The sequence below is a fragment of the Mesorhizobium sophorae genome, from assembly GCF_002270415.1.
In the GTDB taxonomy this organism is placed as follows: Bacteria; Pseudomonadota; Alphaproteobacteria; order Rhizobiales; family Rhizobiaceae; genus Mesorhizobium; species Mesorhizobium sophorae.
Genome location: NZ_NNRI01000010.1, coordinates 49,805 through 63,343 on the forward strand (window position 1 = coordinate 49,805; position 13,539 = coordinate 63,343).

Annotated in this window: 14 protein-coding genes and 1 pseudogene; 4 read left to right on the forward strand and 11 right to left on the reverse strand. The window is 59.8% G+C overall.

All coding sequences use genetic code 11. The features are described from left to right. Positions 1 to 4 precede the first annotated feature (4 nt). The 3 genes from CGZ66_RS39150 to CGZ66_RS16400 form a co-directional block, all read right to left on the reverse strand. Positions 5 to 250, reverse strand: coding sequence for a hypothetical protein (locus CGZ66_RS39150; protein WP_143748760.1), 246 nt, complete (start codon positions 248 to 250; stop codon positions 5 to 7). Continuing rightward, complete coding sequence (locus CGZ66_RS16390) at positions 201 to 1,334, reverse strand: hypothetical protein (protein WP_143748762.1); 1,134 nt, start codon at positions 1,332 to 1,334, stop codon at positions 201 to 203. Before CGZ66_RS16390 ends, CGZ66_RS39150 begins: the two co-directional genes overlap by 50 nt. Positions 1,335 to 1,659: 325 nt before the next feature. After that, complete coding sequence (locus CGZ66_RS16400; RefSeq protein WP_095085327.1) at positions 1,660 to 2,784, reverse strand: IS630 family transposase; 1,125 nt, start codon at positions 2,782 to 2,784, stop codon at positions 1,660 to 1,662. Positions 2,785 to 2,817: 33 nt separating this feature from the next. Between CGZ66_RS16400 and CGZ66_RS16405 the strand changes: the two genes are divergently transcribed. From CGZ66_RS16405 to CGZ66_RS16415, 3 genes and pseudogenes are all read left to right on the forward strand, one after another. Continuing rightward, complete coding sequence (locus CGZ66_RS16405) at positions 2,818 to 3,135, forward strand: LexA family protein (protein ID WP_095081630.1); 318 nt, start codon at positions 2,818 to 2,820, stop codon at positions 3,133 to 3,135. Further along, positions 3,135 to 3,977, forward strand: a pseudogene (locus CGZ66_RS16410) (Ti-type conjugative transfer relaxase TraA); the annotation flags it as partial. The gene CGZ66_RS16405 and the pseudogene CGZ66_RS16410, both read left to right, overlap by 1 nt. Before the next feature lie 127 nt (positions 3,978 to 4,104). Then, positions 4,105 to 4,308 (forward strand): helix-turn-helix transcriptional regulator, encoded by a 204-nt coding sequence (locus CGZ66_RS16415; RefSeq protein ID WP_095085203.1) that lies wholly within the window; start codon positions 4,105 to 4,107, stop codon positions 4,306 to 4,308. Here CGZ66_RS16415 and CGZ66_RS40775 read toward each other — a convergent pair. Continuing rightward, positions 4,299 to 4,529 carry a helix-turn-helix domain-containing protein gene (locus CGZ66_RS40775; RefSeq protein WP_245331120.1) on the reverse strand — a complete coding sequence of 77 codons (231 nt, stop codon included), beginning with the start codon at positions 4,527 to 4,529 and terminating at the stop codon, positions 4,299 to 4,301. The two genes, CGZ66_RS16415 and CGZ66_RS40775, sit on opposite strands and share 10 nt — an antisense overlap. 188 nt (positions 4,530 to 4,717) lie before the next feature. Continuing rightward, positions 4,718 to 6,031, reverse strand: a complete 1,314-nt coding sequence (locus CGZ66_RS16425) for an IS701 family transposase (protein WP_425352252.1) — start codon at positions 6,029 to 6,031, stop codon at positions 4,718 to 4,720. A gap of 99 nt (positions 6,032 to 6,130) precedes the next feature. Here CGZ66_RS16425 and CGZ66_RS16430 point away from each other — a divergent pair, with 99 nt between their 5' ends. Continuing rightward, positions 6,131 to 6,586 carry a hypothetical protein gene (locus CGZ66_RS16430; protein ID WP_245331121.1) on the forward strand — a complete coding sequence of 152 codons (456 nt, stop codon included), beginning with the start codon at positions 6,131 to 6,133 and terminating at the stop codon, positions 6,584 to 6,586. Between the two features lie 371 nt (positions 6,587 to 6,957). Here the strand turns inward: CGZ66_RS16430 and CGZ66_RS16435 are convergent, their stop codons facing one another. The 6 genes from CGZ66_RS16435 to CGZ66_RS40790 all read right to left on the reverse strand — a co-directional run bounded on the left by CGZ66_RS16435 (position 6,958) and on the right by CGZ66_RS40790 (position 13,283). Next, a complete protein-coding gene (locus tag CGZ66_RS16435) occupies positions 6,958 to 8,295 on the reverse strand; it encodes an IS1380 family transposase (RefSeq protein ID WP_095085205.1) in 1,338 nt (445 codons plus the stop codon). A 51-nt stretch (positions 8,296 to 8,346) separates the two neighbouring features. Then, positions 8,347 to 8,859: a hypothetical protein gene (locus CGZ66_RS16440; protein WP_095085206.1), complete on the reverse strand. Its 513-nt coding sequence runs from the start codon at positions 8,857 to 8,859 to the stop codon at positions 8,347 to 8,349. A gap of 54 nt (positions 8,860 to 8,913) precedes the next feature. Continuing rightward, a complete protein-coding gene (locus CGZ66_RS16445; protein ID WP_143748764.1) occupies positions 8,914 to 10,158 on the reverse strand; it encodes a hypothetical protein in 1,245 nt (414 codons plus the stop codon). Then, positions 10,142 to 11,257, reverse strand: coding sequence for a Fic family protein (locus CGZ66_RS16450; RefSeq protein WP_095085211.1), 1,116 nt, complete (start codon positions 11,255 to 11,257; stop codon positions 10,142 to 10,144). Before CGZ66_RS16450 ends, CGZ66_RS16445 begins: the two co-directional genes overlap by 17 nt. Before the next feature lie 393 nt (positions 11,258 to 11,650). Next, positions 11,651 to 12,304 (reverse strand): IS66 family transposase, encoded by a 654-nt coding sequence (locus CGZ66_RS40785; RefSeq protein WP_425352295.1) that lies wholly within the window; start codon positions 12,302 to 12,304, stop codon positions 11,651 to 11,653. Further along, entirely contained in the window at positions 12,294 to 13,283 is a 990-nt protein-coding gene (locus CGZ66_RS40790) for an FtsB family cell division protein (protein ID WP_245331122.1), read from the reverse strand. Before CGZ66_RS40790 ends, CGZ66_RS40785 begins: the two co-directional genes overlap by 11 nt. Positions 13,284 to 13,539: the final 256 nt, after the last annotated feature.

Sequence of the window (13,539 nt, forward strand, 5' to 3'; positions counted from 1 at the left end):
AGCGTCAGCTTCTGGTGACGACGGTCAGAGGGATGCGGCGATGATCGATCAGCGCCTTTCCCACGAAGCCAAGCAACTGGAGAATAGGCTGCGTCGCTGCAGCTTTTGAGATTGCTGGCTGCACGATCCAAACCTTGTATTCGAAGCGATACTGATTCCAGCTCGCATGCAGCCTTCTCAAGACCCCCAGCGTACCACGGTCAAAGCGTGTCGACTCCCCACGCTCCAGCCGACGCTTCTCGCGGTTCATCATATTCCGAAGGAAGCGTTTTGGCTTGTGGCAAAACTGCACTGACTTCAACGCTTGCCCTGCAAACCTCATAGAGATCGTCCAGCCGCGCCTTGCCCGCATCGGTACCAGCATATTTACAATGGCACATCAGCACATCGACCGATGTCTCCCGGACTTTGATCGCTATAACGTCAGCAAACTCGCCGGTACCGTCGTCATCGAAGATGATGTCGTAATCGCTTTTCTTCAGTTCTTGAATGACGCGGTACTGTACAGAGTCCGTACGGCGCTCCGGACCCTGCGATTCGATGCGCGGGTTTGTTCCAGTCCAGTCCCAAGGAACAATGGCACTATCCATTATGGGCGTTAAGTCCAGTTCCTTCGGCGGAACGTAGAGATGTGAGTAGATCAGGAACGATCCGTCGCCAAAGTCGATTTGCGGAGCATCGTCCGCAAAAGACTCCGCCATCGTCCGGTCATGCCGATGCGTTTTTATCCGGCAAGGCGGACCCGATGTTTGCCTATAAGTCGCGTCGGTCGCCGTGAAGCCGATTTCAAACTCCGCCTTCTTGTCGTGCGCGCGCACGTCAAACTTGAGCGCACCGCTACGAGCGTTGTTCGAGAGTGCGAGATCACACTCTGCAAACGGATAAGAACTCTCGCCGAATGAAATTTCAATTCGCTCCTCGAAGGACAGCAGAAGGCTCATAGGCCAATGAATCACCAGCGGGTGAGCATCTGGGCGTACAGCAATGAGGCGGGGTCGCATGGCAGACGCGAACGCCGCTGACTCCGGGATGGTGTCGTTGTCAAGGAGCGCACCCAGGCGATGACACCACGCAGTCCAGTCGGTGAGATCGTGGATGCGGGACTGTGACCAGAACTTTCCTTTGATCGAACAACCAAACGTACGCGGCTCGCCGTCTTCATAGCCACAACCAAAGATGTTGTTCTGAATGCGCTCCGCCTTCATCAGACTGTCTATACCGTCGCTAACGTCGATCCCCATGAGCATGGAGTAGCGCGTTCCACCGCCCTGGCGGTGCGTCATGCCCAAGTTGCGGATGACCAGCTGGTTGAAATCGTGGAAGCAACGAAACACTGCCTGATCCCTGATGCGTGTCGTGTCATCGCCACAGAGCGCTTTTGCAAGCTGATCAGACGCAGTCGGCCCAGTGCTGCTAATGTAAAGCAGTTCCGTTTGGTCATCCCAGTGGGCCAGTATCAACTCCCACGAAACGTCGGTGGCTGTGGCCGACGTTGGACGCACATGGCAGCTACGTTGCGCTGTCGCGGCATCGAGATGGGATGGACCTGCATTACGGCGGCGACGACTTCGCGACCCGCGAACGGCTTGTCCGCACGCTATCGCGTGACCGCGCCAAGGACATGGCTTCCGATTACGAGCTAGTACCTCTGCACAGAGGTTATGACTCTTTGGAAGTCGGCTTGGGATAGGCTTTGGCCATCTTAAGGCGTGCGTTTTCGGTAGAGAACATCCAGTTGATGCGAGCGCCACTGGTGTTTGGCAGGTGCTCCCAGGCAGCGGTCTCCGCGACGAGGCGATCATAGCTATTGATGCGACGATCGAGGCACTGGCCGCGCAGGACGCCGATTTCGATCTCGACCATGTTGAGCCAGCTGGCGTGTTTGGGCGTGTAGTGGAATTCCAGCCGTCGAAGGACGCGTCGCGCCTCTGAAGCAGGCAGAGCCTGGTAGAGCGCGGCGGCCGAGTGGGTTGACAGATTGTCGAGCACCACCCTGACGCGTTCGGCCTGCGGGTAATGGATATCGACGAGGTCGCGCATGCAATGGGCAAAGTCTTCCGCGGCGCGCCGCTCGGTGACCTTGACTTTGCGCCAGGAGCGGTGTGCGTCGAGGAAGACGAACAGGTTGGCGGTGCCGTTGCGCTTGTACTCGCAGTCATACCGCTCAAGCCGGCCCGGTTCGGCCGGGATCGGCTGTCGCACCTCGCCGATGAGTTGGGTCGGGCTTTCGTCGAAGCACACCACCGGTCGCTTCGGGTCCGGTGCCTCGGCATAGAGGTCGAGCACGTCCTCCATGCGCGCGACATACTCGGCGTCGACCTTGGGGATGCACCACATGTCCTTGCGCCAGGGCTTGAGATCGTTGTCTGCCAAGCGTCGGCGCACCGTCTCGCGCGACAGTTCCTGGTGATCGGTCAGCTTGACGAACTCACCGGCCAGCAGTTCCAGGGTCCAGCGGGCGCGGCCCGGCGGCGGACTGGAACAGGCGGTGGCCACCAGCAAGGCTTCTTCCTTGCCCGTCAGCTTGCGTTGCGCGCCTGCGCGTGGCTCTTCGCTGAGCGCCGCCTCCAGACCCATCTCCACGAAGCGGCGCTTGGTGCGATAGACAGTGGAGCCGCCGACCACCACCGTCGCGGCAATGGCCTCGTCACCCAAGCCCGCGTCGACGGCGAGCAGGATCTGCGCCCGCTTGAGCTTGCGAGCCGGCTGCTTGCCGCCTGCCAGCATCGCTGTGAGTTCATCGCGTTCGGGTTGGTCGAGATCGACACGATAGCGTAGATTCATCCAGAAAGCCTCCTCGGTTGCCAAGGGTTCCGGATGAATCGAAAATTGAATCAATTACTTGACGGGCAAACGCCTGCGGGTCCCAGCTTCACCGAAAAACAGGGCCAGTACCTCGCCTTCATCTGGGCTTATATGCAGATCAACCGCCAGCCGCCGGCCGAACGCGACATGCAACGCTATTTCGGTGTCACCCCGCCGTCCGTCCACCAGATGGTGCTAACCCTCGAACGCTCCGGCCTCATCCGCAGGCAACCAGGTGTCGCGCGCAGCATCCAACTGCTCGTCGACCACGACATCCTACCCAAACTTCAGCCGGTTCAACCCGTCATAACCTCTGTGCAGAGGTACTAGTCGATCCGGTACAGAGCTATGCCGAGCGGCGCGGTATCACCTTCCGCCAGCGTGTGGTCGAGATCGTGCGCCGGATTGTTCCGGAAAAGCTCCGCGACCGGATCGACGGGCTGCTGGACGGGTGGCGCTCGCCCGCAGACGCCGAGCCCGGCCAGGACCGTGGACGCAGTCCGGGAAGGGAGAATGTTGGAGCGCAAATCGCTGACGCTGGCTCCACGCCCGAAAGAAATACTCCCGCCAAGGGAGTGTCGCGCGACACGGATATGCCGATGGACGCGGAAGCGGCGTTGCGCCGCGCTCGCACGAACGCGCTTGTGCGCCACGCACGCGCGCTCGACGCGATCCTCAGCACTGGAAATGCGGACGGGCAGGGTAGTCCCGAGCAGATGCGCGAATTGAGGGATGCCCGCAGTGCTTTCGAGAAGGTTCGGCCGCACGGCTGGCGCGATGCCGAAGCGGCCTATGCGAAAAATCCCGAGCTTGTCCGTGAGGCGGGGGCCGGCCGGGTCAACCGCATCGTGCTGGCTCTCCAGCTTGAAACCGAAATCCGCACTGGGCTGGACACTGATCCGGGCCGCCGCGCCGCCCGTTTCGTGGAACGCTGGCAAAAGCTCGATCGCACGAGCCTAACGCAATACCAGGCCGGCGACATGTCGGGCTACCAGTCGACCCGCTCGGCCATGTCCGACATGGCCAAGAGCCTTGAACGCGATCCACAGCTGGAATCGCTCCTTGCCAACCGCAAACGTGATCTTGGCATTCATACCGATTCCGGCCGTAGCCTCGTTGCGGAGCTCGCATTTAGCTATGGCATCGGCAGGGGACGCGGAATAGGAATCTGAACCCCTCCGATTTGCCGCCGTTTCCACGCCAGAGGCGGGTCAGGCGAAAAGTCTGATTGCGTCCAGCATTGGTTCGCACTGTTGTCCCAGCGGATGCCGGCAACAGCCGTTGAAAAGCAGGCGAGCTATGCCCGAGCCAGATCGTATCATACGCCTCAGAACCGTCCTTGACCGGACTGGCCTGTCCCGCTCAACCCTCTATCGCAAGATTGCCGAAGGCACGTTCCCCGCGCAGATCAAGATCAGCATAAACGGGGCGGGCTGGAGAGAATCCGATGTCGATCGATGGATCGCCGATCCTGTTGCATGGCGAACAGGGCGTCAGTTCTGAGTGCGAGCCAAACGAACACCAGGACCGCCGCCATTCTCCGGAATGAATTCTATCCCAGCGGCTTCAAATGTGTTCCGGAGTGCTGCGACGGTAGTGCCCTTCAGTTGCTCTCCCCGCTCAAACCGGGCGACAGTATCCGGTGAAACTCCAGCATTCCGAGCCAAGTCTCTCGTCCCCCAACCCAGGGCAACCCGCGCCATCTTGCACTGGATGATGTTCATTTCGTAACATCGATACGATTTATGTTGATCTGCATCGCCACTTGATATATCGTAACCCTGATACGATTATGGGAGTCGCTTACTGCGGCTGCTGATGGTGTTACGACCACCCTCAGCAGCCTTGCCACGCCCCAAGCTGTTAGCACTACTTTGGCACTTTAGGTTCGACGGCGTCGGCGAGGAGTTTCTCACAGTGGGGGCATCGCCTGGGTGGCGGCCGTGCGAAGAGGTCGAGGATGGCTTGCCTGATGGCCGGCATGCTCGGTTGTGGCGGCGGTCCTCCGACTCTTTTTTTTCCGGCCCGCTGCTTTGAGGCGGCGGGCTTGGAGGAAGGCGTAGGCGATCATGGTCATCAGGGCGTGTCGGTGTAACCCGGTCCAGGATCTGCCTTCGAAGTGGTCGAGGCCGAGTTCCTCCTTGAGCTGCTGATGCGCCTGCTCACAGACCCATCTGGCTTTGATCGTGGCAGCGAGCATCTTGAGGCTCGCATCGGCCGGCAGGTTCGACACATAGTATTTTTGCTCGCCAGTCGACCGGCGCTCGCCGACGAGCCAGACTTCGTCGCCGGGCATGCACTGCATACGATTATCGAGCATGCGGTGCTTATGGCCATCCGCAACGCGGACACGGCGGGCCGCGAAGAGACATGTCAGCCGACCTTTGGTGCCCCGCCGCCAGCTGACCCTTTGCCATTTCCCTCCGGCCAACAACGCTTCAGCACAGACCGGGGGCTGATCAGGGATGTGGTATTTGCGGGGCTTTCCGGTCTTCGCGACGGGGAAAATCAGGGCAACGTCGGCGGGATAGACGTTCTGGCGTCGCGACAGACCCACCGCCCACAGCAGACCGCGCTCGCTTAAAGCCTGACGGAAAGGCCCGCTGGAGCCGTACCCTGAATCGGCAAGCACACAGCCAAAACGCGCACCGGAGGCGATGACGCGGTCGATCTCCTCGATCGCAATCTCCGGCTTTGTCAGAGCAGTCTGTCTATCCTTCGGCACATGGGCTCGCGCCATGCGCTCAGGATCATCTGTCCAGCTCTCGGGCAGGAATAGCCGCAGGCCCACCATCACCGGCACCTCGCGCGAGGCCAGCGTTACCGAGACCAGCGATTGACAATTGGCCGTCTTCCCAAGCGACGAGGCATATTGTGGCGCGACGCCAACCGAGTGACGTCCCTTCTTGGGCAACGCCGTGTCATCGATGACAAGAAAGCCAGCCTCATCGCCAACCAGGCCATCTGCCTCCTTCAGCAGGGCAGCCTCGAGTGGAGCACTGTCCCAAACTCCGGCAGCGACGAAATGATGAAGCTGATCGTAGCCGACCTCGCCAGCGCGCGCCGCCATCGGCTGAACGCTCTTGCGGTCTCCTGGGCCAATCAACCCAGCGATATAGGCCGGACACATCCGTGCCCTCGTCTTGTGCCGTAGCGCCGCGACAAACGGCCCGAGCCAGCGATCCAGATCGGCTTGCCAGTCCACCTCCATTGATCGGCCCTCCATAAGCCGACCTCCCATGAATCACGCAAACCCTCTCTTGGGAATCACAAAAACTCACCCGTTGCTAAAAAAAATGCCAAAGTAGTGCTAGGAGCTCGGATCATGACTGATTCCGACAATAGCACGACTTTGCCTTCCGTCACGACCAGCCGACGCGATCGGCAGACGGCAAATGCGTCAAGACATTTTGAGGATACAGACCCAGCAATTCTGCTGCTGCGAGGCTGGTCGCGGGCACAGCACGTTTCGAATGTCCTTTGCCGACTTCAACAGCGTCTAGAGAGACGCGTGCTCGACGCTGCGGCCCCGAACGCGATGGATAAGAAGGTCGGCTATTCAATCGCCTGCCAAGCGGAAGTCGAGGCCACGACTGCTGCCTTGAAGCTTCAAGACAAAATCCCTGACATACGGGCGCATTCGCTTCTTGGCGTAGTCGCTAAGCTCGAAATCATCGCTGGCGCGGATCGTGACATCGACGATCCAACAGACTTTTCGCTGGCCGCATATTGCTTCGGTCCTTGCCGACTTAAAGGAAATCGCCGGGAGCCTGCCGCTTGAACGGCCTGAGCGATCCGTCGTTCAGGCGGACTGCAGGCAATATCAAGCGATGGCGGCCAACCTGATCGATCTGGAAAACCAGGCCGCTAGTCTTCATTTGGGGTTCCCCGTGCACCCCTCCCGCATTGGAACTTGAACCGCCATCCCAAACAGCACTCGAGCTGCGTGTTCAACCTTACCGGTCTCGGGCAAAACGCTCTAGCCCGCTTGATGCACGGCGATCGGCTTTCGGCGGCCTGCATGGCCATCTGGCCGCCCTTGGGGTGCATTTTGACAAGCCTCGTCGGGCGCCGGCGATCATCCGTCGTGATGGAAGGGGGTTTGCGGGTTGAGGTCGGCGGGTTTGTTTCGGGACGTCTGCGCCCCGTCGGCTATGTCACGAGCCGCGCAATGCGATTGAGGACGATGCGCAGGATGCGCTGGTCGGGGCAGGATGTCGGCAGGTGCAGGCGGATCTGGGTTTTCATCTCGACTACGCGGGCGGCGATCTTGATGAGGCGCAATCGCAGCGTGTCGAATTGGGCGACGGCAAAGCTCGAGCGTTTCGGCATCGCGGCGCGCAGGCCCCACATCAGCCAGTAGGCGCCGGCATGCAGGAACAGCCGGAACTGGTTGGCCGTCGCTCTTGTGCAGGAGGTGCGGTCGGCGGCGAGATGCGTCTTCCACGACTTGATGTGGTTCTCGGCAGCGCCGCGCCGGCAGTAGACATCCTCGTAGAGCGCCTTGGCCTTGCCACTTGCAAGGTTGGTGACGATGAAGCGGGTATCGGCACCTTGGGCGCCGACCTCGACGCGGGCGATGATGCGCTCTACGCGGCTCCAACTGGCGGCGCCGTCAAAAAACTCCTTGAAGCGGCGGACCTTGTTCGTCTTCGATGCTTCAAGGCGCGCCATCGTGCTGCTCTCCAGGTCCGCGACATGCTTGCGCAGGGTCGTGGTGGGCGCCACGCCGAGGATGAAGTCGACATCGTTGGCGCGGCACCAGTCGATGACCTGCGGACTACAATAGTGGCTGTCGGCCCGGATCAGGATGCGGATGTTCGGCCAATTGCTCCGGATCGCCCGCACCAGGCGGCGCAGGTGGGGGCGGATTTCTGCCCCGCTCGGCCGCTTCGCTGGTCGCAGGACCGCACCGACGAACCGGCCGTCGCCATCGAACACAACAATCGGCTGGAAGCCGTATTCGTCGTGATGGGCATTGAACAGCCGCAATTGCTGGCCGCCATGCACGGCGTCAAAAGTGTCGTCAATGTCGAGCACGATCCGCTTCGGAACCTGGCGGAAGGAAGAGCAATAGAGGTCGACCATCGCACGGCCCATAACGACCAGTTCCCGCACGCCAGGCAGGTTCTCAAGCCGGCACATCGTCGATTGAGAGGCCAGATCCCGACCCGAAGGCAGCGCATCCTGGGCCATCTTGAAGATCGGATCGCAGCGCAGCCGGTTGGCGTCGTTGCCATCCTCGTAGCCGGCGGCAATCATCTTCATGCGAAAGCCGATCATATCGGCCACGCTATGGATGACCTGGTCCGGGCGGCGCGGATCATCGATGCAGCGCGCCAGACGCTCGGCGACACGCAGCCGCTTTTCCACCTCGGCCAGAGCCAGAACCCCACTGTTGGACGACAGCATGCCGCCGTCAAAACGGGCGACGACGGACTTGCCGCCGACTGATGACAAACCGCTCAACGGCAGCATAAGATCATTCATCGCGGGTGTGGTCTCCGGGAAATGGTTCGGATCGGCTTAAGCAACCAAATCCTACGTCATTTCAACGGCTTGCACCACATCCGCCAACCCCCATGAATTTTCCGGGCTAGCTGATGGAGAAAGAAAGCTGTCAGCTCCATAGTAAATGGCTTCCCGAGCAGCGGCACCGAGAGCCCTTTCGATCTTTGCAGGATCACTGAAATCCGGCATCGAATCCAGTGTAAGCCGGTCGTGGAATTCTCTGAGAAGCTTGTCGGCTGTGTCAGCAAAATCGTTCTCAAGATTGACAACGGAGTAGGTGCGATCCGACGCGGACTGAACCATCAGCCCGAGCAAGAGCATGAACTCATTGCTGTTTAGCTTGGTGGTAGACCAGCGCTTTTCTGGATCGTCGGCGACCTTACCTTCGCGCAAATCAATAGCAACGATCCAATCGCGATACACGATAGCAGAAATATCATGCAAAGCCCCAGCGCTCTGCGCGAGAACACGCAAGTCATCAAATATTTTTTCGAGAGAACGCGCCTTTGGTCGCCCTGCGTTTTCCAATTCCATGTTTGTCATGTCGCGCAAATTCTTATGTGGGCTAGAGCAATTGTTCCAAAGAACTCTCCTCGCTCACCACTTAACATTCAGGTCGTCGTCGTAGAGCATACTTGGCAACATACCCATCATCACGTGGTCGGGCAGGATGCGGGTAGCCCGCTTCTTATGGACTTCGAACCCGGGGTATGCATCCCCAATGACCTGCTTAAAGAAAGCCTGCGTGCGAGGGTTCAGGCATTCCGTAATTTCCCACAGAAATGCGTGAACGGCCTCATAATCGGAGACGACCTCTTCGGGCCGATGAATCGCTTCGAGATGCTCGAAGAATCGTTCGACATGGTTTCCCGGCGTATTGAAGAGCGGGCGTCTGCCATCGAAATAGACCACCTCGATCTGCTCGCGGATAGGATCGACATTACCGTGCAATGCGAAATTTCTCCTATCGACGACGCGCATGAAATGCGCATAGGCGTTGGTGCTTTTGTCGATGTCGCGTGCAAAGCCATCGCAATGCTGGCTGAGCAGCGCGAGGCGGTCGGGAATCTTGGCCCGGATAAAGGCCTGATAGGCCTCCGGGGCATTTCGGATCTCATCGCGCGTGAACATGAGGATCACCATATTGATGAAGGCCTCGGCCATAACCGGCATCAGAAGGTGAAGCTTTAGACAGTTGCCGAAGAGATCGTTTGCGCGTGCGGATACGCCTTGCATGGCTTTTTCCAAAGTTTTCAACCGCGATTTGGCAGCCGGCGATCTCTTTGGAAAAGCAGTCTTTGCCGGGGCATCGACAATAGCTGCGTGCAAGTCGGCGCACAGGCCTGCGATACTGACAAACTTGTTCTGGAAGACGACGAATTTTTCTAGGCTCTGTAGTACGGCGGATTTCTGCGGACCGATCCTCGCATAATCCGTTCTGATACCGACAATCAGGTCCCGCCACTGCTGGTGCGTGAGCGCCTCGCCGACCATGATATGAATCTCGCGCGACATGCCGCAGACATACACGTCGGTCCCGCCGGCCTTGAGGCTGTAGTCCCAGTGTATCCAGTTATCGCTGTCGTCCTTGCGCAGGAAGTTTTGAAAACCATTCGGTTCGCCAAAGCGAGCTTTCAGATAACAATAGATGTCTACCGGCTTGAGCCGTGCCCTGACCGCGAGAATGGCACCGCCATCTCTTTTCTTAGGCTTCCGGTCGCGGGTAACCCATTCCACAACTTCCTGCCGGGTAGCTGCCCGCCACTCACCGATATTGAGACAAGCCGGCTCTTTGACAGCCTGTCCCTTCGTTCGCTGATGGGATTTACGCACGATCGTCACGAATATTCAGCGTGTAACGTGTGTGTCGGAGTTCACCAGTTCTTGTCAGCGCACCCTTGGCAACCAGATCCTGCAGGTCCCTCGTCGCCGTGGCACGCGACGCCTGGCTGATGGCGATGTAATTCTCAGCGCTGAGATGGCCCTTGAAACCGTCGATACCTTCCCGGAACATGCGAGCGATCACCTTCTCCTGGCGCTCGTTGAACTGACCCCGATGATGCTCGTAGAACTTGGCCTTGGCGATGGAGAATTCGACACGAGCAAGCGTTACGCGCTGCGCTTCAAGGATCGTGTTGGCGAAGTAGAGCAGCCAGTCGGTAATCGCGTTGCTCTTGTTGCTGCCTTCCAGGCTGTCGTAGTAGGCCTTGCGATGACGCTCGATCGTATAGGCTAGCGCGATGAGGCTCGGCTCGCCCAGATTTTGCGCCAGCGCCTTTTCACAAAGGGCGCGCCCTATGCGGCCGTTGCCGTCTTCGAACGGGTGGATGCTCTCGAAATAGAGATGGGCGATACCGGCGCGCGTCAGCGCGGGTAGCGGAGCCTGGCCCTTGGGCGCGGCATCGTTGAACCAGATGGTAAAAGCGTCCATTTCGGCCTTCACGCGCGATGAGGGTGGCGCTTCGAAATGCACTTTGGGCTTGTCCAGCCGATTGGAGACGATCTGCATGGCATCGGCATGCTGGCGGTAATTGCCGATAGTCTCGATACGCCGTTCACCCGACATCACCATCTTGTGCCAGGCGTAGAGGGTGCGATGCGAAAGCGGCTGCGCAAAATGCAAGTACACGTCGGCCATCATTTCGGAGACGCCTCGCTCCGCTGGAGGAATGCGTCTGTTTTCACCTCCAAGCCCAAGTTGCTGCCGTAAGGACGATTGCAGGCTCTCGCGGTTGAGGTATTCCCCTTCAATGGCGGATGTCTTCAAGGCCTCTTCGCTGATAAGCTCGATGCGGATCTGATCGCGATCCTCGGAACCGACGTGACGAAAGACGCCGAGGAACTCGCCCGATCGCAATAGGAACTCGCTTTCCAGCGGGTCCAATGCCATCTTGTCGTAGGTAAAATGCGGCCAGTCGGCCTGTTCCCAATTCCATGCCATGAGCTATAGAACGCCTTTCTATAACTCATAATAGCGAAAAAAGTGAGCTATAGCAATCTTATCTATACCTCAGTCAGTACCCAATAGGTGGCCGTAAAATACCCATATCCTGGGGCGCATCCGCCAAAGCCGGACGGGCTCTCGTGAAACCGAGCTCAAGCGAGTATCGCGCCGAGCCGGTCGCCGAAAAGAAAACACGCGGCGGCGATGCCGAATACGGCTGAAAAATACTGCACGCTGGCGGCAACGCGGGCAGATACCGGCCCGCAGGAGATAAAGCCACAGCAGCTAGGCCCGCCACCCCGACCGACTGCTTCCGTGGTGCTTCCGCGACGTATTTCCCGCCCTCTTCTTGCGGAAAAGAGGCCGTAACCGGGGCAGATTTCCGGGCGATCAGGCTGGAGCGGCTTGGCTGACGAGATCGGGAAGCGGCAGAACGGCGGTTTGTGTGGGGATACCAAGGCGGTGGCCGAGGTAGGCGAAGAAGGAGACGCCGAGCTTGGTGCAGGTCTTCATCAGGCCGAGCAGGACATCGCGGGCATCTCTGCCTGCGTCACTGACGGTTCCGCCGGAGATCTTGCGTTTGATAACCACGGCGCGAATGTCGTTTTCCGAACCGTTGGTGTGGAGTGGGATCTCGGGGCGATCGAGAACGCGCAGGAGTTCATGCTTGCGGCGGTGAAGCCGGGTGAGCAGCCTGTCGAGCATGACGTAGCCGGTTCGTCGTTTGAACAGGCGGTCGAAGCGGGCACGCAAGGCCGCCGCGCGACGCGGACAAGGTGACCGCTGATAGCTCTTCAGGTCGTGATAGAACCACCAGATCAACTGGCGCATGACGTCAACGGCCTGGCGCTGGTCTGGCGTCATCGGCACCAATTTGTGGACGAGCCGCTCGGCGTGGACCCAACACAGAGCATGGTCGGCGATGCGGAACTGGCCGGCGTCATCGGAGACGATAACGGCGTCGGCAAGAAAGCCATGATGGCGGATCGCCCCCCACATCGCCCCCTCGGTGGCAATCTTGACCGGGTTCGGCTCAACCAGCAAGCTGGTCGAGGTCCAGCGCTGCCAGATGCGCCTGCCAGGCGGCGCTGTCGGCAAACACCTTTTGCGGGAAAGCCGCCAGCCGGTCGATCACCGGACCAGCGAGGTTGCGGCCGCGCATATAGGCCAACGCCTCGTCATTGATGACGTAATCGCCGTGCCCGGCGCGCAGCGTTGCCAGGAACGCCCCCCGTGACTTCGATCGCCCGGTGCGGAACGCGGTGAAGCGGTCATCGCCGATCTGAGCGGTGTAGCCGTCCTGGTTGGCGTGGCGCGCCGACGTATCATCGACCGTGATCCAGCGCGCCGTGGCAAGTCCGGTGCGCAACACGTCACGATCCTCTGCAACGAAGACCTCGAGGCCCTCCGAAATCAGCCGCACCACCTGACGCTTCGAGATGTCGACGCCAATGCCCGTCAAGAGTGCGGTTAATCGCTCCGTCGTCACTTGGCCCTGAATATGGCAGGCCAGGATGAAGCGGCGCAGGTTCGCGCCCCAGCCGCCGACAATCCCCGACGGCAGTGGCGCCACGATCGTCTCGCCGCTCGGGGTCACCCAGCGTTCGCGCCGGTAGCGCACCACCTCGGCCGACAACACCAGATCGCGCACCAGGATCGTCTCATACCCCTTGAAGCGGGAGCCCGCAGGGGAGCTCACCGCAACCGTCACCTCGCGGCTCACACGAGCGCTGTCGCGCTTGGCGCCGCGCCGCCGACGCTTGCCCTTGGCCGCTTTCGCCCCCGTCGCCTTCTCCATCCCCGACGGTTTGGACGGCTTGATTGGCGGCCGCGGAGGCAGGTCCTTCAGACGCTTAATCTCGTCCTTCAGGCTCTGGTTGTCGGCGCGCAGCGCCTGGTTCTCCATCTGCAGGCTCTCGACCTGTCCGTGAAGACCCCGCACTTCGCCGAGCAGCGTCCCAACCAGCCCGCGGAGTTCCGCCAGCGACAGGCCTTCAAGCGAATCATTCGGCGGCAGAGTCACGCAAAGGGTGAATCACAAACCCGCCCCCCTGCAAACCCCACCTCCGCCCGGAAATCTGCCCCGGTTACAAAGAGGCCTTGCTAACCACCTGTTTTCACAGTAAATGGCGCGCCCGACAGGATGAAACTGAGAACTCTTATGTCATTGTTTGTGCGATATAAATTATTAAGACCGCGCTAAGCGCCGCGGCTCTGGGCAGAGCAACTCGCCCGAAGTGCAACGACCGGGTATCGGTTCGCTGTCCCCTAGCAGTGCG

Excerpts from the sequence above, each read along its gene's own strand:
- CGZ66_RS16430 (WP_245331121.1), top strand. The coding sequence starts at position 6,131 with ATGACTGATTCCGACAATAGCACGACTTTGCCTTCCGTCACGACCAGC.
- CGZ66_RS16400 (WP_095085327.1), bottom strand. The coding sequence starts at position 2,784 with ATGAATCTACGCTATCGTGTCGATCTCGACCAACCCGAACGCGATGAA.
- CGZ66_RS39150 (WP_143748760.1), bottom strand. The coding sequence starts at position 250 with ATGAACCGCGAGAAGCGTCGGCTGGAGCGTGGGGAGTCGACACGCTTT.
- CGZ66_RS16405 (WP_095081630.1), top strand. The coding sequence starts at position 2,818 with ATGAATCGAAAATTGAATCAATTACTTGACGGGCAAACGCCTGCGGGT.
- CGZ66_RS40775 (WP_245331120.1), bottom strand. The coding sequence starts at position 4,529 with ATGAACATCATCCAGTGCAAGATGGCGCGGGTTGCCCTGGGTTGGGGG.
- CGZ66_RS16425 (WP_425352252.1), bottom strand. The coding sequence starts at position 6,031 with ATGGAGGGCCGATCAATGGAGGTGGACTGGCAAGCCGATCTGGATCGC.
- CGZ66_RS16435 (WP_095085205.1), bottom strand. The coding sequence starts at position 8,295 with ATGAATGATCTTATGCTGCCGTTGAGCGGTTTGTCATCAGTCGGCGGC.
- CGZ66_RS16415 (WP_095085203.1), top strand. The coding sequence starts at position 4,105 with ATGCCCGAGCCAGATCGTATCATACGCCTCAGAACCGTCCTTGACCGG.
- CGZ66_RS16440 (WP_095085206.1), bottom strand. The coding sequence starts at position 8,859 with ATGACAAACATGGAATTGGAAAACGCAGGGCGACCAAAGGCGCGTTCT.
- CGZ66_RS16450 (WP_095085211.1), bottom strand. The coding sequence starts at position 11,257 with ATGGCATGGAATTGGGAACAGGCCGACTGGCCGCATTTTACCTACGAC.